The organism is Umezawaea beigongshangensis, assembly GCF_016464305.1.
GTDB classification, from domain to species: Bacteria; Actinomycetota; Actinomycetes; order Mycobacteriales; family Pseudonocardiaceae; genus Umezawaea_A; species Umezawaea_A beigongshangensis.
In genome coordinates this window covers 276,171-298,933 of the sequence record NZ_JAEIOJ010000001.1, presented here as the reverse complement: position 1 = coordinate 298,933, position 22,763 = coordinate 276,171, and the positions used below count along the sequence as shown (strand labels likewise).

23 protein-coding genes are annotated in these 22,763 nt (G+C 73.7%); 14 read left to right on the top strand and 9 right to left on the bottom strand.

Features of this window, described 5'->3' with window-relative positions; translation table 11 throughout:
- Positions 1-26: 26 nt before the first annotated feature.
- From IMZ35_RS01390 to IMZ35_RS01380, 3 genes are all read right to left on the bottom strand, one after another.
- Positions 27-515, bottom strand: a complete 489-nt coding sequence (locus IMZ35_RS01390; RefSeq protein WP_307867643.1) for a phospholipase — start codon at positions 513-515, stop codon at positions 27-29.
- 106 nt (positions 516-621) lie between these two features.
- Positions 622-1,470, bottom strand: a complete 849-nt coding sequence (locus IMZ35_RS01385; protein WP_199439577.1) for a MerR family transcriptional regulator — start codon at positions 1,468-1,470, stop codon at positions 622-624.
- A gap of 53 nt (positions 1,471-1,523) precedes the next feature.
- Positions 1,524-2,024, bottom strand: a complete 501-nt coding sequence (locus IMZ35_RS01380; RefSeq protein WP_199439006.1) for an amino-acid N-acetyltransferase — start codon at positions 2,022-2,024, stop codon at positions 1,524-1,526.
- 159 nt (positions 2,025-2,183) lie between these two features.
- On the opposite strand from IMZ35_RS01380, the gene rimO reads away from it, so the two are divergent.
- The 7 genes from rimO (at position 2,184) to IMZ35_RS01345 (ending at position 8,885) form a co-directional block, all read left to right on the top strand.
- Positions 2,184-3,659, top strand: a complete 1,476-nt coding sequence (rimO, locus tag IMZ35_RS01375) for a 30S ribosomal protein S12 methylthiotransferase RimO (RefSeq protein ID WP_199439005.1) — start codon at positions 2,184-2,186, stop codon at positions 3,657-3,659.
- The gene (gene pgsA, locus IMZ35_RS01370) at positions 3,656-4,342 is read left to right on the top strand and encodes a CDP-diacylglycerol--glycerol-3-phosphate 3-phosphatidyltransferase (protein ID WP_199439004.1); all 687 of its coding nucleotides are present in this window, start codon (positions 3,656-3,658) and stop codon (positions 4,340-4,342) included. Before rimO ends, pgsA begins: the two co-directional genes overlap by 4 nt.
- Positions 4,339-4,845: a CinA family protein gene (locus IMZ35_RS01365; RefSeq protein ID WP_438816805.1), complete on the top strand. Its 507-nt coding sequence runs from the start codon at positions 4,339-4,341 to the stop codon at positions 4,843-4,845. The genes pgsA and IMZ35_RS01365 overlap by 4 nt, the downstream gene beginning before the upstream one ends.
- 134 nt (positions 4,846-4,979) lie before the next feature.
- On the top strand, positions 4,980-5,438 hold the full coding sequence (locus tag IMZ35_RS01360; RefSeq protein WP_199439003.1) for a helix-turn-helix domain-containing protein: 459 nt from the start codon (positions 4,980-4,982) through the stop codon (positions 5,436-5,438).
- Positions 5,439-5,794: 356 nt separating this feature from the next.
- Positions 5,795-6,649, top strand: a complete 855-nt coding sequence (locus tag IMZ35_RS01355; protein WP_199439002.1) for a PspA/IM30 family protein — start codon at positions 5,795-5,797, stop codon at positions 6,647-6,649.
- A gap of 26 nt (positions 6,650-6,675) precedes the next feature.
- The gene (gene pspM, locus IMZ35_RS01350) at positions 6,676-7,458 is read left to right on the top strand and encodes a phage shock envelope stress response protein PspM (RefSeq protein WP_199439001.1); all 783 of its coding nucleotides are present in this window, start codon (positions 6,676-6,678) and stop codon (positions 7,456-7,458) included.
- A 176-nt stretch (positions 7,459-7,634) separates the two neighbouring features.
- Entirely contained in the window at positions 7,635-8,885 is a 1,251-nt protein-coding gene (locus IMZ35_RS01345; protein ID WP_199439000.1) for a uracil-xanthine permease family protein, read from the top strand.
- On the opposite strand, the gene IMZ35_RS01340 is transcribed toward IMZ35_RS01345, so the two are convergent.
- The 3 genes from IMZ35_RS01340 to IMZ35_RS01330 all read right to left on the bottom strand — a co-directional run bounded on the left by IMZ35_RS01340 (position 8,882) and on the right by IMZ35_RS01330 (position 11,697).
- Positions 8,882-9,919, bottom strand: a complete 1,038-nt coding sequence (locus IMZ35_RS01340; protein ID WP_199438999.1) for a quinone-dependent dihydroorotate dehydrogenase — start codon at positions 9,917-9,919, stop codon at positions 8,882-8,884. The genes IMZ35_RS01345 and IMZ35_RS01340 overlap by 4 nt on opposite strands.
- 39 nt (positions 9,920-9,958) lie before the next feature.
- Positions 9,959-10,753 carry a DNA-formamidopyrimidine glycosylase family protein gene (locus IMZ35_RS01335; protein WP_199438998.1) on the bottom strand — a complete coding sequence of 265 codons (795 nt, stop codon included), beginning with the start codon at positions 10,751-10,753 and terminating at the stop codon, positions 9,959-9,961.
- A 98-nt stretch (positions 10,754-10,851) separates the two neighbouring features.
- Complete coding sequence (locus IMZ35_RS01330; protein ID WP_199438997.1) at positions 10,852-11,697, bottom strand: ParA family protein; 846 nt, start codon at positions 11,695-11,697, stop codon at positions 10,852-10,854.
- Between the two features lie 34 nt (positions 11,698-11,731).
- Here IMZ35_RS01330 and IMZ35_RS01325 point away from each other — a divergent pair, with 34 nt between their 5' ends.
- From IMZ35_RS01325 to IMZ35_RS01295, 7 genes are all read left to right on the top strand, one after another.
- Positions 11,732-12,463, top strand: a complete 732-nt coding sequence (locus tag IMZ35_RS01325; protein WP_199438996.1) for a class I SAM-dependent methyltransferase — start codon at positions 11,732-11,734, stop codon at positions 12,461-12,463.
- 230 nt (positions 12,464-12,693) lie between these two features.
- Positions 12,694-13,389 (top strand): RNA polymerase sigma factor, encoded by a 696-nt coding sequence (locus tag IMZ35_RS31255; RefSeq protein ID WP_199438995.1) that lies wholly within the window; start codon positions 12,694-12,696, stop codon positions 13,387-13,389.
- 203 nt (positions 13,390-13,592) lie between these two features.
- Entirely contained in the window at positions 13,593-14,168 is a 576-nt protein-coding gene (locus IMZ35_RS01315; protein WP_438816818.1) for a sigma-70 family RNA polymerase sigma factor, read from the top strand.
- Positions 14,169-14,247: 79 nt separating this feature from the next.
- Positions 14,248-15,531, top strand: coding sequence for a DNA polymerase IV (locus IMZ35_RS01310; RefSeq protein WP_199438994.1), 1,284 nt, complete (start codon positions 14,248-14,250; stop codon positions 15,529-15,531).
- Between the two features lie 80 nt (positions 15,532-15,611).
- Entirely contained in the window at positions 15,612-16,307 is a 696-nt protein-coding gene (locus IMZ35_RS01305) for a Crp/Fnr family transcriptional regulator (RefSeq protein ID WP_307867639.1), read from the top strand.
- Between the two features lie 174 nt (positions 16,308-16,481).
- Positions 16,482-16,847, top strand: coding sequence for a hypothetical protein (locus tag IMZ35_RS01300; RefSeq protein ID WP_199438993.1), 366 nt, complete (start codon positions 16,482-16,484; stop codon positions 16,845-16,847).
- A gap of 289 nt (positions 16,848-17,136) precedes the next feature.
- Positions 17,137-17,529 (top strand): SCO2097 family morphological protein, encoded by a 393-nt coding sequence (locus IMZ35_RS01295; RefSeq protein WP_199438992.1) that lies wholly within the window; start codon positions 17,137-17,139, stop codon positions 17,527-17,529.
- Between the two features lie 75 nt (positions 17,530-17,604).
- Here the strand turns inward: IMZ35_RS01295 and IMZ35_RS01290 are convergent, their stop codons facing one another.
- Genes IMZ35_RS01290 through IMZ35_RS01280 form a run of 3 tightly spaced genes read right to left on the bottom strand, consistent with a single transcriptional unit; the run spans position 17,605 to position 22,456 of the window.
- The gene (locus IMZ35_RS01290) at positions 17,605-20,037 is read right to left on the bottom strand and encodes a transglutaminase TgpA family protein (protein WP_199438991.1); all 2,433 of its coding nucleotides are present in this window, start codon (positions 20,035-20,037) and stop codon (positions 17,605-17,607) included.
- Positions 20,038-20,040: 3 nt separating this feature from the next.
- Positions 20,041-21,318 (bottom strand): DUF58 domain-containing protein, encoded by a 1,278-nt coding sequence (locus IMZ35_RS01285; protein ID WP_199438990.1) that lies wholly within the window; start codon positions 21,316-21,318, stop codon positions 20,041-20,043.
- Between the two features lies 1 nt (position 21,319).
- Entirely contained in the window at positions 21,320-22,456 is a 1,137-nt protein-coding gene (locus IMZ35_RS01280; protein WP_438816804.1) for an AAA family ATPase, read from the bottom strand.
- Between the last annotated feature and the right edge of the window lie 307 nt (positions 22,457-22,763).

The following is a 22,763-nucleotide window of genomic DNA, read 5'->3' as shown; positions in this document are numbered from 1 at the left end:
ACGAGACGGTCCCGCGGCGCGTCCCGTCAGGACGCGTTCGCGACGTCCGCCGCGTCGACGGCGGCGGCCGTGCCGCCCACGTCGTCGCCGAACTCGCGCACGGCGGCGTAGTAGAGCTCGGCGGTGGCGATGCACACCACCCGGCCGGCGCACAGCTGGTGCAGGTCCCTCCTGAACTGGTCGTCGATGGTCAGCCGGGCGGGCTCGGTCATCCTGTTCTGCCGCCGGTAGTTGCGGTAGCCGAAGTCGTGCCGGTGGCAGGCGGGCTGGAACTGGTACCCCAGCGGGCTGTCCGGCGAGTAGGTGCAGCCGTCGGAGCTCCAGTCGAGCGTCTCCGCGTGCGGCCGCTGCGCGCGCAGCGCGGTGAACTCCGTCAGCGTGGTGGTGAAGAGGTACTCGTCGGTGATCGCCGCGGGATCGGCGGCCGACGCCGTGCTCGCGCTGAGCACCAGGGCGACCGACGCGGCGAGGCCGGAGAGGCTGCCGCGGACCGCGCGGCGCAGACGATTCGGCACTGGAGACTCCTCGGCGTGGTGACGGTGAAGGTCAACACGTGTTTCTAGCGAGGGTCCGGAGTGACGCGGTAGTACCGGATGTGACGACGGCCGGGTGAATTCCCCGCTACCCAGCGGGGTCGTCGTTTCCCCGCGCGAGGAAGCCCTCGATGTCCGGGTCCTCGTGCTCCTCCGCCGTCTCGGTCAGCCGCTCGGCGATCACCGGCAGCGGGCCCTCGGCCCACGGGGGCTGGAAGTCGGCGTTCGGCAGCAGGCCGTTGCGGCGGGCGAACTCCTCCGCCGCGTCCCTGATCGACTCGCGCAGGGTGCCGACCACCACCGTCTCGGCCGTGTAGGTCAGCTCCACCAGCAGCACGCGCACCCGGTCGAGCTGGTCGACGTCGGTGCTCTGCTCGGCGAGCTGGGGCCACAGCCGCTTCTCGAAGATGTCCACGAAGTCCGCGGCGATCCCGTCGGTGGCCGTGCGCAGCCGGGCGAACGTGGCGAGCACGTCCTCGGACTGCACGCCCAGCCCGGACAGCCGGTGGCCGCTCTCCAGCGCCCAGCGCCGCGCCTGGGGACGGCCGCGCCGCCAGCGCAGCAGTCCCACCTGCACCGCGCGCCGCAGCACGCCGGGGCGCACGTCGCCGATGGGCACGAGCCGGGTGATGTCGCGCAGCCGCACGTGGACCCAGTCGTCGGGGCCCTCCTCGTCGCCGACGCCGAGCACGGCGGCGACGCTCGCGCCCTTCTCCCGCGCGGCGATCAGCTCGGTGATCGCGGGCAGCGAGAACCCGCGCGCCTGCAACCGCTGCACGAGGGTGATCCGCTCGACGTGCGACTCGTCGTAGCGGGCGACGCGGCCCTGCCGCTGCGGCGCGTGCAGCAGCCCCTTCGTCCGGTACATCCGGATGGTGCTGCTGGGCAGGCCGACGCGGGCCGCGAGTTCGTCGATGGTGAGCCCCACCCCGCACATCCTCTCGCCGCGGACTCGTGCGGTCAAGACTGTGCGAGTCAGGACTCGCACAGTCAGAGTTCGAGCAGCATTCGCGTGTTGCCGAGCGTGTTGGGCTTCACGTAGGGCAGGTCGAGGAACTCGGCCACGCCCTCGTCGGCGGAGCGGCGGATCTCCTCGTAGACCTCCGGCGACACCGGCGTGCCGTCGATCTCCACGAACCCGTGCTTGGCGAAGAAGGACGTCTCGAACGTCAGCACGAAGATCCGGGACAGCTCCAGCTCGCGCGCCACCTCGATCAGCTTGTCCACGAGCCGGAAGCCCACGCCCCGACCCAGCGCCCGCGGCGACACCGCGACCGTGCGGATCTCGGCCAGGTCCTCCCACAGCACGTGCAGCGCGCCGCAGCCCAGCAGCTCCCCGCCGGACTCGGCGATCCAGAACTCCTGGACGTCCTCGTAGAGGGTGACCAGCGGCTTCGCCAGCAGCACCTCGCCCACGTACTGGTCGATCACCGCCTTCATCGCGCGCACGTCGGTGGTGCGGGCACGCCGCACGACGATCGGGTCGTTCACGGTGCACAACCTAGTCCGCCGTTCAGCGGCCCGGCGGCCGGCCGTCCACCGCGCGGAGGCGTGCGCCACGACCGGAGGAGGAGCGCTCCGCACGCCGGCGAGGCCGTGCTGCACCGCTGAGTGCCGGAGCCCGGGGCGGCGCCGGTTACCCTGAGCACCGTGTCTTCTCCCACCACTCCCGACAGCACGTCGCGGCGCGTGGCGCTGCTCACCCTGGGCTGCGCCCGCAACGAGGTCGACTCCGAGGAGCTGGCCGGTCGGCTCACCGCGGGCGGGTGGGAGCTGGTCGACGCCGATGGCACCACCGGCGCCGAGGCCGACGTGGTCGTCGTCAACACCTGCGGATTCGTCGAGTCCGCCAAGAAGGACTCCGTCGACACGCTGCTGAGCGCCTCCGACAGCGGCGCGAAGGTCGTCGCCGTCGGCTGCATGGCGGAGCGCTACGGCACCGAGCTGGCCGACAGCCTGCCCGAGGCCCACGCCGTGCTCGGCTTCGACCACTACCCCGAACTGGCGCAGCGCCTGGACGACGTCGTGGCGGGCCGGACGGTCGAGTCCCACAAGCCCGTCGACCGCCGCACGCTGCTGCCGCTGACGCCCGTGCACCGTCCCGCCGCCGCGCAGGACGTGCAGGTGCCCGGCCACGGCTGGGGCCCGCGGGTCATGCGCACCCGGCTGGACTCCTCGCCGGTGGCCGCGCTGAAGATCGCCTCCGGCTGCGACCGGCGCTGCTCGTTCTGCGCCATCCCGTCCTTCCGCGGCGCGTTCGTCTCCCGGCACCCCGACGAGGTCGTGGCCGAGGCGGCCTGGCTCGCCGAGCGCGGTGTCCGCGAGCTGTTCCTCGTCTCGGAGAACTCCACCTCCTACGGCAAGGACCTGCCGCGCGAGCTGGGTGGTGGCAGCGCGCTGGACCTGCTGCTGCCGCGCCTGGCCGCGGTGCCGGGGATCGACCGCGTCCGGGTGTCCTACCTCCAGCCCGCAGAGACGAAGCCCGGCCTGGTCCGCGCCATCGCGACCACGCCCGGCGTCGCCCAGTACTTCGACATGTCGTTCCAGCACTCCAGCGAGGCCGTGCTGCGCCGGATGCGCCGCTTCGGCTCCACCGAGTCGTTCCTGGGCCTGATCGAGCAGATCCGCTCGCTGGCGCCGCAGGCGGGCATCCGCAGCAACGTCATCGTGGGCTTCCCCGGCGAGACCGAGGCCGACGTGGCGGAGCTGGAGCGCTTCCTCACCGAGGCGCGGCTGGACGCCGTGGGCGTCTTCGGCTACTCCGACGAGGACGGCACCGAGGCCGAGGACCTGCCGGACAAGCTCGACGCCGACGTGGTCGCCGAGCGCGTCGCCCGGCTGTCCGCCCTGGTGGAGGAGCTGACCTCGCAGCGCGCGGAGGACCGCGTCGGCGACGAGGTCGTGGTGCTGGTCGAGCACGTCGAGGACGAGGAGTCCGACTGCGTCGGCCGCGCCGCCCACCAGGCTCCCGAGGTCGACGGCGAGTGCGTGGTCGTCGACGGCGACGCGCTGGCGGTGAGCGAGCTGGCGGTCGGTGACCTGGTGCGCTGCCGGGTCGACGCGTCGGAGGGCGTGGACCTGGTCGTGAGCGCGATCGAGGTGCTGCCGAGGGGCGGTCCGGCGTGAGCACCGCGGGCGGCGGCTCCGGGAACGCGCCGGCGGACCCGCCGCTCGACGCCGTGCCGCTGCTCAACATCGCCAACGTGCTGACGGTGTCCCGGCTCGTGCTCGTACCGGTGTTCCTGTTCGCGCTGTTCACGGGCGACGGCACCGACCTGCGCTGGCGGCTGACCGCCTTCGTGGTGTTCGCGGTCGCGTCGTTCACCGACCACGTCGACGGCAACCTCGCCCGCAAGCACGGGCTGATCACCGACTTCGGCAAGATCGCCGACCCCATCGCGGACAAGGCGCTCACCGGCGCGGCCCTGGTGGGGCTGAGCCTGCTGGGCGAGCTGCCGTGGTGGGTGACGATCGTCATCGCCGTGCGCGAGGTCGGTGTGACGCTGCTGCGCTTCTGGGTCATCCGGCACGGCGTGATCCCGGCGAGCCGGGGCGGCAAGGCCAAGACGATGGCCCAGGTGCTCGCCATCGGCCTCTACCTGCTGCCGCTGCCCGTGGTGGTCGATCCGCTGAGCTGGTTCGTCATGGGCGTCGCCCTGCTGCTGACCGTCGTCACCGGCGTGGACTACGTGATCAGGGCGCTGCGGCTGCGCGCCCGCGGCCGCCGCGCGGTGGCCGGTGCGCCCGCCACCGCGGCCGAGGCCGCTGCCTCCGAGACGGCGCCGGAGACCGCCTCGGAGGCGTCGTGACCGCCGATCCGCTGCTCACCGCCGTCGGCGTGGACCCGGCGCGCGTCGTGGCCGCGCTGCGGGCCCGCGGTGAGACGGTCGCCACGGCCGAGTCGCTCACCGCCGGGCTGGTCGCGGCCGTGCTGACCTGCGTGCCCGGCTCCAGCGCCGTGGTGCGCGGCGGGCTCGTCGTCTACGCCACGGAGCTGAAGCACTCCCTCGCCGGGGTCGACGCCGACCTGCTCGCCGAGCACGGCGCGGTGCACCCGCTGGTGGCCGCGCGGCTCGCCGACGGAGCCCGGACGCGGTGCGGCGCGACGTGGGGCGTCGGTCTCACCGGCGTGGCCGGACCCGCCCCCCAGGACGGTGTCGCGCCGGGAACGGTGCACGTCGGCGTGTCGCGGACCGGTGCGTCCGAGGTGCGGACGATCACCGCGCCGGGAGATCGGCACGCCGTGCGCTCCGCGGCGGTCGCCGCGGCGTTGTCGCTGCTCTCGGCCCTGCTGGACGACGAACGCGGGTGACGGCGGGGCGACGGGCCGGGGAACAATCGGCCGCTCCCGCTCGTTCGCCCTTGGCGGACGTGTTCTCAAGTCGCTCCCCGCAGTCGTGGTGGATCGGTAACGTGGGGGCACGGCCGGCCGGAAGGAGGCGCGCGATGTCCGTGCTGCTGCGCGAAGCGATCGGTGATCGGCTTCGTCATGCCCGCACCACCCAACGCCGCACGCTGCGCGAGGTCTCCAGGACCGCCCGTGTCAGCCTCGGCTACCTCTCCGAGGTGGAGCGTGGTCGCAAGGAGGCGTCCAGCGAGCTGCTCGCGGCGATCTGCGAGGCGCTGGAACTGCCCCTGTCCGAACTGCTGCACCGCGTCGCGTCCGACATCGGCGCGTTGCAGCCCGTGACCAGTCCGGCCGAGCTCACGCCGGAGCCGGCCGGGGTCGAACCCGGGGCGAGCACGGGCCGCCGGCCCGCGCTGGAGGGTGGCCGCCTGCTGCCCTCCGTGGTGGGGGACGACCTGTCCGACCTGCGGTTGCAGCCGGTGCTCACCCACCGGCTGTCCTCGTCGATCACGCAGTCGTCGCTGTCCCGGCCGCGCGGTGCCGTGGTGGCCGCCTGAGACCTGTTCACCCACGCCGAGCCGGGGCCAGCGCCCCTGCTCGGCGTCGTGCTGTCCGGGTGCCGCTTAACGCTTTGGTGAATCAGTTCGGGGGTCGTGACGTGGGCGACCCGTCGAACGGGCAGGATTGAACGAGAACGACAGCGCTGCCGCCTCAGCGGCCCAGCGGGGCGGTCGACGGAGGTCGGGGTGATCTCCGGGACAACCCGGAGATGTCCCCGGGTCGGTGGAAGCACGGCGTTGCAACTGACACGATGGAACCAACACCGGTACCGGGTCGTTTTCTGGTCGCGGCGAGGCGAGCACGCGTGACCACGGGCGCACACCAGGAAGTACGGAGAAGGCAGGCACTGCAGATGGCCAACCCTTTCGTGAAGGCGTGGAAGTACTTCATGGCGTCGTTCTCGTCGAAGATCGACGAGCACGCCGACCCCAAGGTGCAGATCCAGCAGGCCATCGAGGAGGCGCAGCGCCAGCACCAGGCGCTGTCGCAGCAGGCCGCTGCGGTCATCGGCAACCAGCGTCAGCTGGAGATGAAGCTCAACCGCCAGCTCGGTGAGGTCGAGAAGCTCCAGGCGTCCGCGCGCCAGGCGCTCGTGCTGGCCGACGAGGCCAGGGCGAAGGGCGACGAGCAGAAGGCGCAGGAGTTCGAGAACGCCGCGACCTCCTTCGCGACCCAGCTCGTCACCGCCGAGCAGGGCATCGAGGACCTCAAGACGCTGCACGACCAGTCGCTCCAGGCCGCCGGCCAGGCCAAGCAGGCCGTCGAGCGCAACGCGATGGTCCTGCAGCAGAAGCTCGCCGAGCGCACGAAGCTGCTCAGCCAGCTGGAGCAGGCCAAGATGCAGGAGCAGGTCTCCTCGTCGCTGCGCTCCATGACGGAGCTTGCCGCCCCCGGCAACACGCCGTCCCTCGACGAGGTCCGCGACAAGATCGAGAAGCGCTACACCACGGCTCTCGGGTCCGCGGAGTTGGCGCAGAACTCCGTCCAGGGCCGGATGCTGGAGGTCCAGCAGTCCACGACCCAGATGGCGGGCTCGTCGCGGCTGGAGCAGATCCGCGCCTCGATGAAGGGCGGCTCCGTGGCCGGTGAGGTCACCTCCGGGCAGACCGCGTCCGCCACTCCGAGCGCCAGCATCCAGAGCGAGATCCAGCAGCGCGTGCAGCAGGCGCAGCAGACCCAGCAGAACCCGCCCGCGAGCCAGGGCTGACGACGACCGTGAGCGAGGAGTCGACGATGGGGTCCCCCAAGAAGACCGGTGACGAGATCGCGAAGATCGTCGTCGGCCAGATGCGGGGCCCCGTCGCCGACCAGGTCCGGCAGCGGATGGCCGCGTGGACCGACCCGGTGGCGAAGCTCGACCGCAGGCAGCAGCGGGTCAACAGCACGCTCACGCTGTGGCTGATCTTCCTCGTCCTCTTCACCGGCGCGGTCGCGCTCGGCGTGGTGGTGGGGACCCCCGCGCTGGCGGTGGTGGGCGGGGCCGGCGTCGCGGGCACCGGCGTCCTGCTGCACCGCAACCGGGCCAAGGCGCGGGAGATCACCGCGGCGCGCGGCAGGCTGGAGCTGACGGCCACCGTCCGGCGGGCGCCGCTGCCCGCACGGTCCTCGGCCGCGCGGCAGCCGATGGAACGCCTCGCCGAGGCGGAGGAGACGCTGGCCGAGCTGCTGGCCCACCTCGACTCCGCCACGATGACCTCGGTGCCCACCGAGTCCGTGGAGCAGGCCGGGGCGACCGCGGCGGAGGCGGTGCGGGCGATCCGCGTGGTCTCCACCCAGCTCCAGGCCGTGGAGCGGGCGCGGGACACCGCGCCACCGCTGGAGCGCGCCCAGCTCGTCGAGGGCGTGCGGCAGCTGCGCCGTCAGCTCGACGAGGCCGTGGACGGCTACTGCGGTCTCGTGGGCGCGGCCGGTCGCACGCTGGCCGCCAGCACCGCGTCCGACCCCCGCCGGGTGCTCGTCGAGGCGACGGACCACCTGGCCGGGCTGGCGTCGGCGCTGCGCGACATCAGGCCCTGACCGACCAGAGTCTCACTCCGAGTGATCGCACGGGGCCGTACTGGCACTCAAAGCTGGAACGCTTGATACGAACGTGTGATTATCAGACCGTTATATAGCCGTGCCCACTACCCGCCGTGGCAGGATCGCCTGGTCAGACCGGGACTGATCCGGTCGCACCCGTGGGAGGACACTGCGTGGCGCTGTGGACCGTGCACGGCGACGGCCGGGTCACCGGCACCGATGCCGTCGCCGTGCAGGAGCGGCTGAGCTGGCCGCTCACCGTCGGCATCGGAGTGCAGCACCTCGTCGCGATGTTCGGCGCGACGGTCGTCGTCCCGGCGGCCACCGGACTGCCCATCAGCACCACCCTGCTGTTCTCCGGGCTCGGCACCCTGCTCTTCCTGCTCGTCACGCGCAACCGCGTGCCCAGCTACCTCGGTTCGTCGTTCGCGTTCGTCGCGCCGCTGGCCGCGGCCCGCGAGCAGGGCACGGCGGCCCAGCTGGGCGGGGTGCTCACCGCGGGCCTGCTGGTGGTCGTCGTGGGCATCGCCGTGAAGGCGCTGGGCCCGCGGCTGCTGGAACCGGTCATGCCGCCGGTCGTCACCGGCGCCGTGGTCGTCCTCATCGGCCTGAACCTCTCGCACACCGCCACCGACTCGTTCGCCGAGCAGCCGCTGCTGGCCGCCGCCACGACCGGCCTCGTCCTGCTCGGCGGGGTCCTCGGCTCCGGCCCGGTGTTCCGGTTCTCCGTGCTGCTGGCCGTGCTGATCGGCTGGGGCGCCGCCGCGGCCACCGGAGCGCTCGACCCCGACCGGCTGCGCGAGCTGTCCGCCGCGGCCTGGATCGGTCTGCCCGAGTTCCACGGCCCGGAGCTGCGCCCCAGCGTGGCGCTGCTCGTGCTGCCCGTCGTGATCGTCCTGGTCGCGGAGAGCGTCGGCCACGTGAAGGCCGTCGCCGCGCAGACCGGCCGCGACCTGGACGGCAGCGTGGGCGACTCGATCATCGCCAACGGCCTGTCCACGGCGCTCGCGGGCCTCGGCGGCGGCACGGGCACCACGACCCGCTCCGAGAACATCGGCGTCATGGCGGTCACCAAGGTCTACTCCACCGCCGCCTACGCGGTCACGGCGGTCGGCGCGGTGCTGCTCTCGTTCTCCCCCAAGTTCTCCGCGCTGCTCGCCACGGTTCCCCCCGGTGTGCTCGGCGGTGCCGCGCTCGTCCTCTACGGCCTGATCGGGCTGATCGGCGTGCGCATCTGGACGGACAACGGCGTCGACCTCACCAACCCCACCAACGCCATGGTCGGCGGGGCCGCGCTCGTCGCCGGGGTGGGCGACCTCACGGTGACCGCGGGCGGGATGCAGATGGGCGGCCTCGTGTGGGGCTCGCTGCTCGTCGTGGTCCTGCACCCGATCATGCGCTGGCTGCGGGCCGCTCGTTCCTAGCCCAGGGCGCGGTTGATGCGCCGCACCAGACCGGGTCCCTCGTAGATGAAACCGGTGTAGAGCTGCACCAGGCTCGCTCCCGCGTCCAGCATCCGCCGGGCGTCGTCCGGGCCGGAGATGCCGCCGACGCCGATGATCGGCAGCGTCCCGCCGGTCTCCCGGCCGACGAACGACACGACCTCCAGCGCCCGCGCGGCCAGCGGCCGGCCGCTCAGCCCGCCCGCCTCACCGGCCAGGTGCCGGTCCGCCGGGGCCAGGCCGTCGCGCGACAGCGTGGTGTTCGTCGCGATCAGGCCGCTCACCCCGTGGTCGGCGCACACCTGGAGCAGTTCGGCGACGGCCTGGTCGGTCAGGTCGGGCGCGATCTTGACCAGGATCGGCTTGCGCGGCCCGCCGTGCGCCAGTTCCGTCGCGGTGGCCGTCAGCTCGCCCAGCAGCTCGGTCAGCGCGGTGCGGTCCTGAAGCTGCCGCAGGCCGGGCGTGTTCGGGGAGCTGATGTTGATCGCGAAGTAGTCGCCGTGCCGGTGCAGCGCCCGCAGCGAGGTGCGGTAGTCCTCCACCGCCTCCTCGACCGGGGTGACCTTCGACTTGCCCAGGCTGATGCCCAGCGGCACGGGCAGCGGGCCCAGCGCGTCCAGCCGCGCGGCCAGCGCCTGCGCCCCGTCGTTGTTGAAGCCCATCCGGTTGATGATCGCCTCGCTGTCGCGCAGGCGGAACAGCCGCGGCGCCGGGTTGCCCGGCTGCGGGTGCCGGGTCACCGTGCCGACCTCGACGAAGCCGAAGCCCAGCGCGGGCCACGCGGGCAGCGCGCGGCCGTTCTTGTCGAGTCCGGCGGCGAGCCCGACCGGGTTCGGGAACCGCACGCCGAACACCGTGCGTTCGAGCGCGGGGGAGCGCACCGCGGTGCTCAGCCGGGTCAGCGGCCGGACCGAGCACAGCGCCGACAGGGTCGACAGGGTCGTCTCGTGGACCCGCTCGGCGTCACCGCCGTGGAGCTGGAACAGGGCCCTGCGGACCACCTGCTTGTAGACCACCGGGACTCCCGTGCTCGTGCGTCGACGACGGCCCAGAGACTACGTGAGGCCCGGCTGGCACCTCGGGCACCAGTAGGCCACCCGCTCCTGCACGCCGGAGCCCTGCGAACCCGCCCGCACGCGCGTCCCGCAGCGGCGGCACGGCTTGCCGGTGCGCTCGAACACCCAGTGGTGCCGTCCGCGCGCCAGGTCCCCGGTCGTCGTCTGCTCCGGCCGCCACGCGTTGACCAGCAGCAGCTTCCGCGACAGCCGCACCGCGGCCCGCGCGTCCACCGCCGACACCGGCGACCACGGCGACGCGCCCAGCAGGAAGCACACCTCGGCCTTGTAGAGGTTGCCGACACCGGCCACCACCCGCTGGTCCAGCAGCACGACGCCCAGCTCCCGGTCCGGATCGGCGGCGAACCGGCGCACCGCCTCGTCCTCGTGCACCTGGTCCCACCCCTCGTCCAGCAGGTCCGGTCCCAGGTGCCCGACCAGCCGCGACTCCTCGTCCGTGGGCAGCAGCTCCAGGTCGTGCAGCGCGAAGCCCACCGCCACCCGGTCCGGGACGGCCAGCACCGCGCGGACCTGGTGTCCCGGCCGCCGCCACTTCTCACCTGGCCGGTACAGGTGCCACGCGCCGTCCATCCGGAAGTGGCTGTGCAGGCTCAGGTCCCCGGAGAAGCGGGTGAACATGTGCTTGCCGACCGTGCGCACGGCCAGCACCTCCCGCCCGGCCAGGTCGACCGTCGCGAGCGCGGGGTGCCGCAGCTCCCCGCGCAGCAGGGTCCCACCGGCCAGCGCGTCCTGCATCCGCTTGCCGGCGAGGAAGACGGTGTCGCCCTCTGGCACTGCCGCTCCTTCGGAGACGGCGGCCCGGTCGCTCCGACCCGGCCGCTCCCACCATCGCGAGTCGACCGTGCAGACACCGCGAGCCGGGCCTTCGAGCTCTACTCGGCGCTCACGGCCTCGTCCAGCTCCTGCTCGTCGAACTCCTGGTGCACCGGCCTGCGCCTGCTGCGGCTCACCCTCAGCACCCGCGCCAGGACCAGGTTGAACGCCAGCGCGACCTCGCGCGCGCCGGGCGTCCCCCACTCGTGGATCGGCATGCACGCGCCCTGCGCCTGCTGCACGGCCAGCCGGTCCGGCAGCGCCACCGGCATCACCAGCGGGCCGAAGATGTCGCGCAGCTCCTCGATGCGGAACTGGTGCTCGTGCGAGCGCGGGCGGACGCGGTTGACGACCACGCCCAGCGGCTGGAGGTCCGGGTTGTTGTCCCGCTCGTTCTGCACGGCCTCGAACGCGCGCTGCACACCGGCGACGGCGAACATCGTGGGCTCCGTCACCAGCAGAGCGCGGTCCGCCGCCACCAGCGCCGAGCGGGTCAGCTGCCCCAGCGACGGCGGGCAGTCCAGCAGCACGAGCTGGTACGGCAGGTCGTCGTCCAGGTCCCGCGCGATCCGCAGCGCCTCGCGCAGCCTGCGCAGTCTCGACTCGTTCGGATCGGGGTGGTTGAGCGCCTCCGCGTCCTCCGAGCCGACCAGCACGTCCACCCCGTCGCCCCACGCGCTGGGCGCGATGGCGGCCCGCAGCGTCTCCGGCGTCGGGTCCTGGAGCACGTCGTGAACGCTCGCCGAGGTGTCTCCGGGTTCGAGGGTGGAGGTGGCGTTGCACTGCGGATCGAGGTCCACGACCAGAGTCCGCACTCCACGACGGAGCGCGGCCGATGCGAGACCGAGCGCCACCGTCGTCTTCCCAACGCCACCCTTGAGGCTGAGCACCGCGACCGTATGCACGTCGTGCAGCCTACGGTCTCTAGTCTCTGGTGGTATGCGACCGGACGCCGTACAGAGGGTGCTCGACGCCGAGCTGGCCGCCGCAGGCCGTCGGCGTGGCACCGAGATGCCCAGAGTGCTCGACGTGGGCGGCGGCAGCGGCGTCTGGGCCGTGCCGCTGGCCGTGGCCGGCTGCCTGGTCACCGTCGTCGAACCGAGCCCCAACGCCCTGGCGACGCTGCACCGCCGGGCCGCCGACGCGGGTGTCCCGCACCTGGTCACGGCCGTGCAGGGCGACACGGACGCGCTGCTGGACCTCGTGCGCGAGGGCGAGGCCGACCTGGTGCTCGGGCACGGGCTGCTGGAGGTCGTGGACGACGCCGAGAACGCGCTCGCCGCGCTCGCCGCCGCCGCGGCGCCGGGCGGGGCCGTGTCGGTCCTCGTCGCCAACCGGTTCGCCGCGGTGCTGCACCGGGCCGTCGCGGGCAAGCTCGTCGACGCGCGCCGCCTGCTCGACGACGACGCGGGCCAGCTCGCCGGGACGCGCGACCCGCTGCGCCGCCGCTTCGACGTCGCGGGGCTGGAGTCGCTGGTGGTGACCGCCGGTCTGGAGGTCGAGCTGCTCCAGGGCCACGGGGTCGTGTCGGACCTGGTGCCGGGCTCGGTGCTGGAGTCCAGCGTCGGGGCGGCCGACGCGCTGGCGGAGCTGGAACTGGCCGCCGCGACCCGCTCGCCGCTGCGCGACGTCGCCGCGCGACTGCACGTTCTGGCCCGCCGACCGGGTTGATCTCCGCACGAATGCCTTGACGCGGTTCCGCCGGCCGTCCAGGATTTGCGCTCGCGAACAGTTGCGGGCGTCGTGTGGGGTCGGCGTCGCGCGATCACCTATGCCTGATCGGAAGGTCGATCAGCCGCCGACGTCAGGAATTGTGCATGAACGGCTTCCCGGAGGAGCCTGCGGAACCCGGGTCCGACGATCCGCTCTTAACCGCCCGCCCACCGCTCGGTGTCGCCGACGTGGCGCGCTACTTCGATTCGCGCTGCCCGGACGCCGGTCCCGAGCGGCTGCGCGTCGACGCCGTGCTCTGCCAGTACTTCCGGGAACGGGGGTTCACCGGCCCGGCGTGGGAGTTCTTCGTACAACGGTTACTCGGATACGGCCTCTCCAGCGTTACAGCGCTGGTCCGCTCGGAGGCCATCTTCGGCAGGTGCACCAGGCGGGGCAGACCCGTGAACGCCGAGCGGCTGCCCCCGGCCGACGCCGAGGAGCTGGCCAGCGACGTCGTGCGCGAGGGTTTCGAGCTGTTCCGGCGCGAGGGGCTGGTGCGCGGGGGGTGGCGTCCCGACGGCGGCGCCTCGCTGCGGAGCTACTTCCTCAACGCCTGCGTGCTGGTCTTCCCCAACGCCTATCGTCGGTGGCAGACGAGCAGACGCACCTGGCAGCACGTTCCGCTGCTGGACTCCTGGCCGGAGGAGTCGCTCCGGGAGACGACGGCGTCCCCCGAGCGCCTGGTCGTCGCGCGGGCCGCGGTGGACTCGATCTTCCGTCGGCTGGGGGAGAACGCCAGCGCCGTCATGTTCCTCGTCGACCAGAACTACACGCACGCGGAGATCGCGGAGATCATGAGGATCACGCCCCGCGCCGTCGAGGCGCGCGTTCGCCGAGCGCGCGCCACGGCCCGCGAGGTCTCCGAGCAGGAGGGGGAGTGGTGATGGCGTCGATCGACGTGTCACCGGAGCGGCACCGCAGGATCGCCGACGCGGCGACGACCGTGGAGGGGTCCTCGCTGGGGGAGGAGGCCGTGGTGAGTCTCGCCGGCCGCGCCGACGGGCCCGCGCTGGCCGCGCTGGTCGCGGGGGCGACTCCGCCCGCGGCCGAGCCGGAGGAGCCCACCGTGGACGCGCCGCCGCTGCCCGTGCTGTCCGCGCGGGCCGACGCCGACGCGCAGATCGTGGCCGCCGCCGCGGGGGACCGCGCCGCGGTCGAACGGCTGCTGGGCTCGATCCGGCCGCTCGTGGTGCGCTACTGCCGCGCGCGGGTCGGCAGCCAGGAGCGGTCGTTCGCCTCGGCGGACGACGTCGCCCAGGAGGTGTGCCTGGCGGTGCTGACGGCGCTGCCGAGCTACCGCGACCAGGGACGGCCGTTCCTCGCGTTCGTCTACGGCATCGCGGCGCACAAGGTCGCCGACGCGCACCGCTCGGCCGCGCGCAACCGCTCCGAGCCGGTGGCCGAGGTGCCCGACGGGCCCGAGGTCGACGCGGGTCCCGAGCAGCGCGCCGTGCAGGGCGAGCTGTCCGAGCAGATGGCCAAGCTGCTGCGGGTGCTGCCGGACAAGCAGCGGGAGATCGTCGTGCTGCGGGTCGTCGTGGGGCTCTCCGCCGAGGAGACGGCCGCCGCGGTCGGGTCGACGCCGGGAGCGGTGCGGGTCGCCCAGCACCGCGCGCTGGCCAAGCTGCGGACCGTGCTCGGTCCCGGCGGCTCCCGGTCGTGATGCTCCGCCTCGCGGACACCGTCGGTGCCGCTGGCTAGACTCGCCGCGTCGAACACCAGTTCGGGGTGGGGGGTGGCTCGTGGGACGCAGTGCCGGGCTGCCGCGCGGGCTCGCCGACCGGTTCCGCGCGGTCGACGGCCGGTGGCCGGACGACACCGGCTGTCCGGTGCTGCACGTCGACATGGACGCCTTCTACGCGTCGGTGGAGATCCGCGAGCGGCCGGAGCTGCGGGAGGTCCCGGTGGTCGTGGGCGGCGTCGGCCACCGCGGCGTCGTCTGCTCGGCCAACTACCTCGCCCGCACGTTCGGGGTGCGCTCGGCGATGCCGACCGCCCACGCCCGCAGACTCGCGCCGCACGCCGTGTTCCTGCCGCCCTCGTTCGGGCTCTACCAGGAGATCTCCCGCGGGGTCATGGAGATCTTCCGCGACATCTCGCCGCTGGTGGAGCCGCTGAGCCTGGACGAGGCGTTCGTCGACGTGAGCGGGTCGCTGCGCCGGCTGCGCACCACACCGGCCGCGATCGGCGCGCAGATCCGCGCCCGCGTCGAGGCCGAGCACGGCATCACCTGCTCCGTGGGCGTCGGTCCGACGAAGTTCCTCGCGAAGCTCGCGTCCGGCATGTGCAAGCCCGACGGCATGATGGTCGTCCCGCGCGCCGAGGTCACGGCGTTCCTGCACCCGCTGCCGGTGTCCGCGCTCTGGGGCGTCGGCAAGCGCACCGCCGAGCAGCTCGAACGGATCGGCCTGGACACGGTCGCCGACATCGCCGCGACCCCGCTGCCGCGACTGCGCCGGGTGCTCGGCGTCGCGCAGGCCGAGCACCTGCACGCGCTGTCCCGCGGGCGCGACGACCGGCGGGTGGAGCCGGAGTCGCGGGAGAAGTCCGTCGGCGCGGAGGAGACGTTCGAGACCGACCACCACGACCGGGGCGTGCTGCGGCGCGAGCTGCTGCGGCTGTCCGAGCGGTCGGCCGGGACGCTGCGGGCCAGGGGGCTGCGCGGGCGCACGGTGTCGATCAAGGTGCGCTTCGCCGACTTCACGACGATCACCCGCTCCCGCACGCTGCCCGTCGCGACGGACGTGACCCGCGAGGTCTTCGGCACGGCGTGCACCCTGCTCGACGAGCACGTGCCGCCCGGCGCGGTGCGGCTGATCGGCGTGCGCGTCGAGCAGCTCGTGGCCGGTGACGACACCGGTGAGCAGCTGATGTTCGACGCTCCCGAGCGCGGGTGGCGCGAGGCGGAGCAGGCGGCGGACCAGGCGCGCTCGAAGTTCGGTTCGGCGGCGGTGCGACCCGCGTCGCTGCTGTCCGCCGCCCCGGAGCGCTCGGGCGAACCCGCACCGCGACCAGATCACCCCTGACGGCGGCATCCACCCCCCGTCCGGAGCACTGCGGTTTCGCCCGCGGCAGGGCAACCTGGGACGAGGAGCTCCCCGGGGCGGTGGTCGTGGACGAACAGCGGGAGCCGCACGCGGTGGAGCCGGACACGTTCTGGGGCCTGCTCGGGCCCGCGGACCGCGCCGCGCTGCTGCGGCAGGGCGTCCTGCGGGCCTACCGGGCCGGGGCGGTCATCTGCACCGAGGGGGAGTTCTCCCAGCGGGTGTTCGTCGTGCACCGGGGACGGATCGTGGTCACCAGCGCTTCCTCGGCCGGCCGCAGCACCGTGCTCGCCGTGCGCGGGCCGGGGGAGATCCTCGGCGAGCTGTCCGCGGTCGACGGCGGGCCCAGGATGGCGACGCTGCACGCCGTGGACGAGGTGGGCGCGCTGGTGCTGCCCGCGTCGGCGTTCGCCGCGCTGTGCCGGGAGCACCCCCACGTCGCGTGGGCCGTCCTGCACGTGGTGATCTCGCGCCAGCGCGAGCTGGACCGGCAGCGGCAGCGGATCAGCGGCACCGCCACGCAGCGCGTCGCCGCGGCGCTGGTCGACGTGGCCTCCCCGCGCGGCACGGGGTCCTCCGGCGACCTGATCGCCACGATCGCGCTGAGCCAGGAGGAACTGGCCGGCATCGCCGGCACGTCGCGGGAGTCGCTGGTGCGGGTGCTGCGCGATCTGCGGGAGCAGGGCGTCGTGCGGACCGGCCGCCGGCGGATCACCGTCCTGCGCCCCGACCGCCTGCGGGTGCTCGCGGGCTCGTGACCTGCCAGGACCGGGCGTACGGATGAACGTCGCGCGCGGTTTCCGGTTCTGCGTCAGGTGACGCAGACCCGCGCCGCGCGTCTCGGTAGACCTGAACCGCGTCCCTTCCAGGTCCGGGCGATTCCCTCGTGCGAGCGGGGCGGTCGCCGCTGAGCAGCCGAGGAGTCACCCGACATGACCAACCGCCGAACCCGGTACAGCGACAGCCGCTCCGAACTCGTCCGCGCGCAGCGCCGCTACACGGAGCGGGTCGCCGTGACGATCGTCTTCACGACCGTGCAGGCCTGGGCCACGATCGCCGTGGTGACCCAGCTCCGGATCGGAGGAGTGCTCGCGGTGGCCACGGCGCTCGTGCTGTCCGCGAGCCTCGTGGCGGTCGCGGACTCCTGGCGCGACGTCCGAACAGCGCGCCGCCACCTGCTCCAGCGGGCCGAGAGCGTCTTCGACGACGAGGACGCCGACATCGCCGGGATGCCGGAGCGCGCCTCCTCCGCCGAACTCGGACCGGCGGCGCGCAGGAACAAGCTGGTGCGCCTCTGATCGTCTCCACCGCGGACCACCTGGCCGGTCCGCTCGCGTCATCGGGGGCGCGAGCGCGCCGGCCCGCGTCGGGGGAGGTTGCACACGGTGTTCGCGGGACCTCACGGTGGCCTGACGGCTGCCCCATGAGGATGATGGTGACAGAACCAACCGCTTCACAGGGCGGACCGGGTAGTCGCCGAGCCGCGCGGATCGTATCCTGGTTGTGATGCCCCCTGGGTGGGACATCCGCCGGGACCGGCGGCAACCGTGAACACCCGGCGCCCGCGACTGTGCCGGAGGAGGAGCCATGCCACTCTCCGAGCACGAGCAGCGACTGCTCGACCAGATCGAGCGCGCGCTCTACGCCGAGGACCCGAAGTTCGCATCCACCGTGCGCGGCGCCAAGTTGCGCCGGCCGTCCCGGAGGCGGCGCATCCAGGGCATCGCGTTGTTCGTGCTGGGTGTCGCTCTGCTCGTCACTGGTGTGATGCTGCCGAAGCTCGCCGGGATTCCCGTGGTGAGCATCGTCGGCTTCCTGTTCATGTTCCTCGGCGCTCTGCTCACCCTGACGACGATGCGTCGCGGTGATCAGGCCGAGGAGCCTGCGGAGGACGGGGGAGGCGGGCGGCCCGGTCGAACGCGGAGCTCCTTCTCCCAGCGCATGGAGGAGCGGTTCCGCCGCCGCTTCGAGGACGAGTAGCAGCAGCCCGGCACCACGGGAGAACACGAACACGGTCCGCCTGCTCGCAGGCGGACCGTTCGTGTTCGCGCGGTGTCAGTCCGAGAACCGTTCGGGTTCTGCGGGCTGGAGCACCGACCGGGGCAGCACCTTCGCCCGCAGCGCCAGCGGCGCGTTGCGCGCCATGCTCTGCCGCACCTCGTCCACCGCGGCCGGCAGCGCCGGGTCGGTGCCGGGGCGAGCGCTGTACCAGGACTGCTCCACCGCGCCCACGACCGACCGCAGGCCGTCGCGGCCCCGCTCGTCCAGGTTGTGCTCGCGGACCAGCCGCCGCGCCGCCGAGCGCACCGTCTCGGTCCTGGCGATCCGGGTGCCGCGGTCCACGGACTCCGCCACCAGCTCCTGCCACGCCGCGTCCGCCGCCGTCGGCCCCAGCGCGGCCACGGCGTGCAGCCGCTCGCGCCGCCGCAGCGTCCGCAGGGCGGCCGGGGCGGCGGCCAGCACCAGGAGCACCAGCGGTACGGCCAGCCACCACGACACCAGGCCCACGAGGCTCGCCGCGAACACGATCCACAGCACCGCCACGACGCCGGTGAGCAGCGGCCGGACCCAGCGCCGCCGCAGCGGCGAGGACGCGCCGGAGCGGGACGCGAGCAGGAGCAGCACGGTGCCGATCAGCGCCAGCGCGCCGGTCACCGCCAGCACCCACACGTGAACCGGCGGCACGCCCTCGTCCTGCTCGGCCCGCGGCGCGTCCTGCGCCCGCGCCGACGTGGTCGGGGCGGCGGAGCTGCCCCCGCCGGGCGCTGCGGTCGTCGTCGGGGCGCTGGAGCCGGTCGGCGCCTCGTCCTCCTCCACCGGGCCGGTCCGCATGTACGGCGGGGTCACACCGCGCCCGTCGCCCAGGGGCGTCGGGTCGAACACGGTCCAGCCGTGGCCGGGGAAGTGGACCTCGACCCACGCGTGGGCGTCCTGGTTGGTGATCGTCCGGTAGTCCGCCGAGGGGTACCCGGAGGTGAAGCCCACCGCGACCCGCGAGGGCAGGCCGACCACGCGGGCCATCACGGCCATCGCGGAGGCGTACTGCTCGCAGAAGCCGGTCCTGCCGTCGAGGACGAAGTCCGTCAGCGCGTCCGAGGTGACCGGGGCGCTCGTCTCGGTGCTGTAGGTGAAGCCGTTGACCGGGTCGGTGAAGAAGTCGCTCAGCGCCGCGGCCCGGTCGAACTGGTTGCCCGCGTCGCGGGTGAGGTTCCTGGCCAGCTCGACGATCCGGTCGTCCACGCCGTCGACCTCGGAGTACCCGCGCTCCACGTCGGCCGTGCCGTTGGCGGCGCGCAGCTCGTCGGCGCTGGGCTGCTCCAGCACCGTCTCGATGCTGAACGCCTCGGCCCTGCGGGCGCGCTCGCTGAAGACCACGCCGCGCGACGGGTCGAACCGCCAGTTCTCGTCGAGGTTCTCGGCCCGCCGGGGCCGCCCGTAGGTGGGCAGCCAGTTGTCCAGCCAGCCGATCGGGTCGATGTCGACGCGGGTGACCTCACCACCGCCGGGGTCACCGGCCTGGAGCGGCAGGTCACCACCGGCGGGAACGCTGTCGGCCGACAGCGGGCCGACGATCCAGCCCTCGCCGGGCACGTACTCGCGCAGCGTGCTGACCCGCATGTACGTGGGGTCCTCCAGACCCCGCACGTGGAACAGCTCCGCGTTCTCGCCCTGGTCGAGGAGGCCGCGCAGCTTGGTCATCGGCTTGATGCCCATGCCGCCGTTGCCCACCCCGATGCCGTTGTCGGCGCCGGGCAGCCGCCCGACCGTGCCGACGAAGGTCAGGCTCGCGCCCGCGAGCAGCGCGATCACCACGGCCACGGCCGCGACGGAGGTCGCCGCCGGGCCGGAACCGGTGGACACGCCGCCGCCCCGGCCGCGCCACGCCCGGTGCCGGTGCTGCCCGTCCACGGCCAGCAGCAGCGCGAACGCCGCCGCGCCGAGCACGAACGTCCAGACCGGCAGCATCTCCTCGGCCAGCGAGGCGGGCACCGCGAACACGCACAGCAGCACCAGGCCGGACGCGGCGGGCGCGGCCGTGCTCACGGCGAGGTTGTCGACCAGGACGGCGACCAGGCCGATCGCGACGAGGATCAGGCACGTCATCGCCGGGGTGCTCGCGACCGGGGGCACGCCCGACTGCACCTCGGTGATCGAGTCGCCCAGCAGCGCGAGCAGGTCGTCCACCGCCCGCGGGCCGGGCAGGACCAGCAGGACGCCGCTCCTGGTGAAGATCGTGACCAGCAGGCACGCCAGCGCGAGGAGCTGCGCGATCGGCACGACGAACAGGGGGAGCCGGGTCGCGCGCACGCCGACGCCGGTGGCGGTGATCACCGCCACCGCGACCGTCACGTGCACCAGCCACACGAGCCCGGAGATCACCCCGGACAGCGCCGTCGCCGAGCACACCACCGCCAGGGCGGCGACCCACGGTGTCGGGGAACCGGACCAGGCGCTGTCGCGCGGAGGAGCGGGAGGTCTCGCGGTCACCGGTCAGCCCACCTCCGTGCGCACCACGGGCCCGCGGTTGCCGGCGCTGTGGCAGAGCTCCTGCCAGATCTGGTTCATCGGGGTCGAGGGCGTGGCCACGACCACGCCCCAGCCCGCCGCGGTCAGCAGCCGCCGCGCGTCAGCGGGGTCCGGCGCCCGGTCGCCCTGCGACTCGGCCGTGCCACCGGCCCAGGCGCGCACGTCGAGCAGCACGGCCAGGCTGCGCATCCCGCGCGGCCGGAACCGGACCAGCTCGGCGGCGTCCTCGGCCGAGGAGCCGCCGAGCACGGCCACGACCTCCTGCCCGGCGCCGGGGTCGGTGCCCCCGGCGAGCTCGCGGCGGTGCGACGGGGTCAGCGCGGCCAGCGCGTCGAGCACCACGGTGTCGCTGTGGCCGCCGTCGGCGCTCCCGCCGGCGAGCACCGCGCCGTCCTCGGCGACCAGGCGGACCTGGTGGCCGAAGCGGTGCAGGTGCAGGCACGCGCTGGCGGCCAGGGAGACCGCGTACTCCAGGCTGGACGTCGGTCCGCTGCCCCGGTGCGCGCTCTGCCTGCGGTCGAGCAGCACGGTCGTGCCGCCGCGCCACGGCCGCTCCTCGACGCGCACCATCAGCTCGTCGCGCCGCGCCGTGGAGCGCCAGTGCACCTTGCGCAGGTCGTCGCCGTGCCGGTACTGCCGCACCACGGCGTCGTCCTCGCCCTGCCCGGCGCGCAGCCGGATCGAGCCGTCGTCGCCCGCGCCCATGCCCGAGCCGCTGGGCAGGCCGGACAGCGGCACCACCCGCGGCACGACGACGAGGCGGCTGCGCCCGGCCAGCTCGCGGTCGAACTCGGCGAGCCCGAACGGGTCGGTGATCCTCGCCATCAGGGGGCCCACCTGCTGGACGCCGCGCAGGACGGGCTTGAGCGGGTAGCGCAGCGCCGTGGTGCTCGTGCGGGGCAGCCGTTCCACGACGAAGCGCGGACGGCTGCCCAGCGAGTGGGGCACGCCGTCCTCCAGCAGCAGACCGCCGGTGGGCAGCCGCCCCGTGCTGTGCAGGTCGAGGCGCACCTCGGCCGCCGCGCCCACGGGCACCCGGCCGGGGTGCAGGAAGCGCGCGGCGTGCAGTCCCACCCTGGCGCGCGTGGCGAGCAGCGCGGCGAGCAGGGGCAGGGCGACGACGAACGCCGCCACCCGCAGCAGGTCGCGCTCGTTCAGCACGAGGGCGCACAGCCCGGCGGCGAACCCGGCCGCCAGCAGGCACCGCCCCCTGGTGGTCAGGCCGGACAGGGCTGTGCGCATGTCAGCGGTTCGTCCCGTTGGTGCGGTACTGCTGGTTGACGGGGTGCTGGCCGTTCGGCTGCGGCACCGGCTGCTGACCGTTGTGCGGCGCGCGCTGGCCGGTCGGGTCCGCCGTCGGCTGCGGGACCGGCACGCGCTGGAGCAGCGCCCGCACCAGGTCGGCGGCCGTGCGGCGCGCGGCCTGGGCCTCCGCGCTGAGCACGAGGCGGTGGGCGAGCACCGGCACGGCGATGGCGTGCACGTCGTCCGGCACGACGAAGTCGCGTCCGGCCAGGGCGGCCTGGGCCCGTGCGGCGCGCACGAGGTGCAGCGTCGACCGGGGCGACGCGCCGAGCCGCAGCTCCGGCAGGCGCCGCGTGGCGCTGACCAGCTCGACGGCGTAGCGACGCACCTCGGGAGACAGGTGCACCCGGCGCACGGCCTGCACGAGCCGCAGCACCTGCGCCGCGTCGGAGACCGGCCGCAGGTCGTCGAGCGGGTTGGTGCCCGCGTGCTCGTCGACCATCGCCAGCTCGGCCTGCGGGTCGGGGTAGCCGATGGACACGCGGGCGGTGAAGCGGTCGCGCTGCGCCTCGGGCAGCGCGTAGGTGCCCTCCATCTCCACCGGGTTCTGGGTGGCGACGACCATGAACGGCGAACCGAGCGGGTAGGTGTTGCCGTCGACGGTGACCTGGTGCTCCTCCATGCACTCCAGGAGCGCGGACTGCGTCTTGGGGGAGGCGCGGTTGATCTCGTCGCCGATCACGATGTTCGCGAACACCGGGCCGGGGCGGAACTCGAAGTCGTTGTCCTGCCGGTTGTAGATCGACACGCCGGTGATGTCGCTGGGCAGCAGGTCCGGGGTGAACTGAAGGCGGCTCACCGTGCAGTCGATGGAGCGGGCCAGCGCCTTGGCCAGCGACGTCTTGCCGACACCGGGCACGTCCTCGACCAGCAGGTGTCCCTCGGCCAGCAGGGTGACGAGCGCGATCCGCACGACCTCCGGCTTGCCGACGAGGACGCGCTCCACGTTGGCGGCGATGCGCCCGGCGACCGAGTGCAGCTCGGCCAGCGAGTCGTCCGCGCGCTGGGGCTCGGGGGCGCGGCCCGCGCCGTGGGTCTGGTCGGGCAGCGCGGCTGGCTGGGTACTCGGCGTCACTCGACCTCCTGGTGTTCTCGGCGACCGCGCGGGCGGCGCTCGCATCGGCGGCGCAGCGCTCGCGGACCCGCCGCGCCCCGGTCGACGCCGGAGGAGGCGAGCGTGTCACCCAGTGTGTCAAACCGGGGCGAAGTGCCCACCCCTCGATTGAACACGCTCTCGTCTTCACGTTCCACGGGCGTGCTCGGCGGACGCTCCGCCCGCGTCGTCCCACGATCCCCCACCACGGCGCTCACGTGCCCGTTTTTTCATGTTTTTACTACTCCGTCCGAGTGACGTTCGGGCCTGTCAGGCTCACTCGGGACGG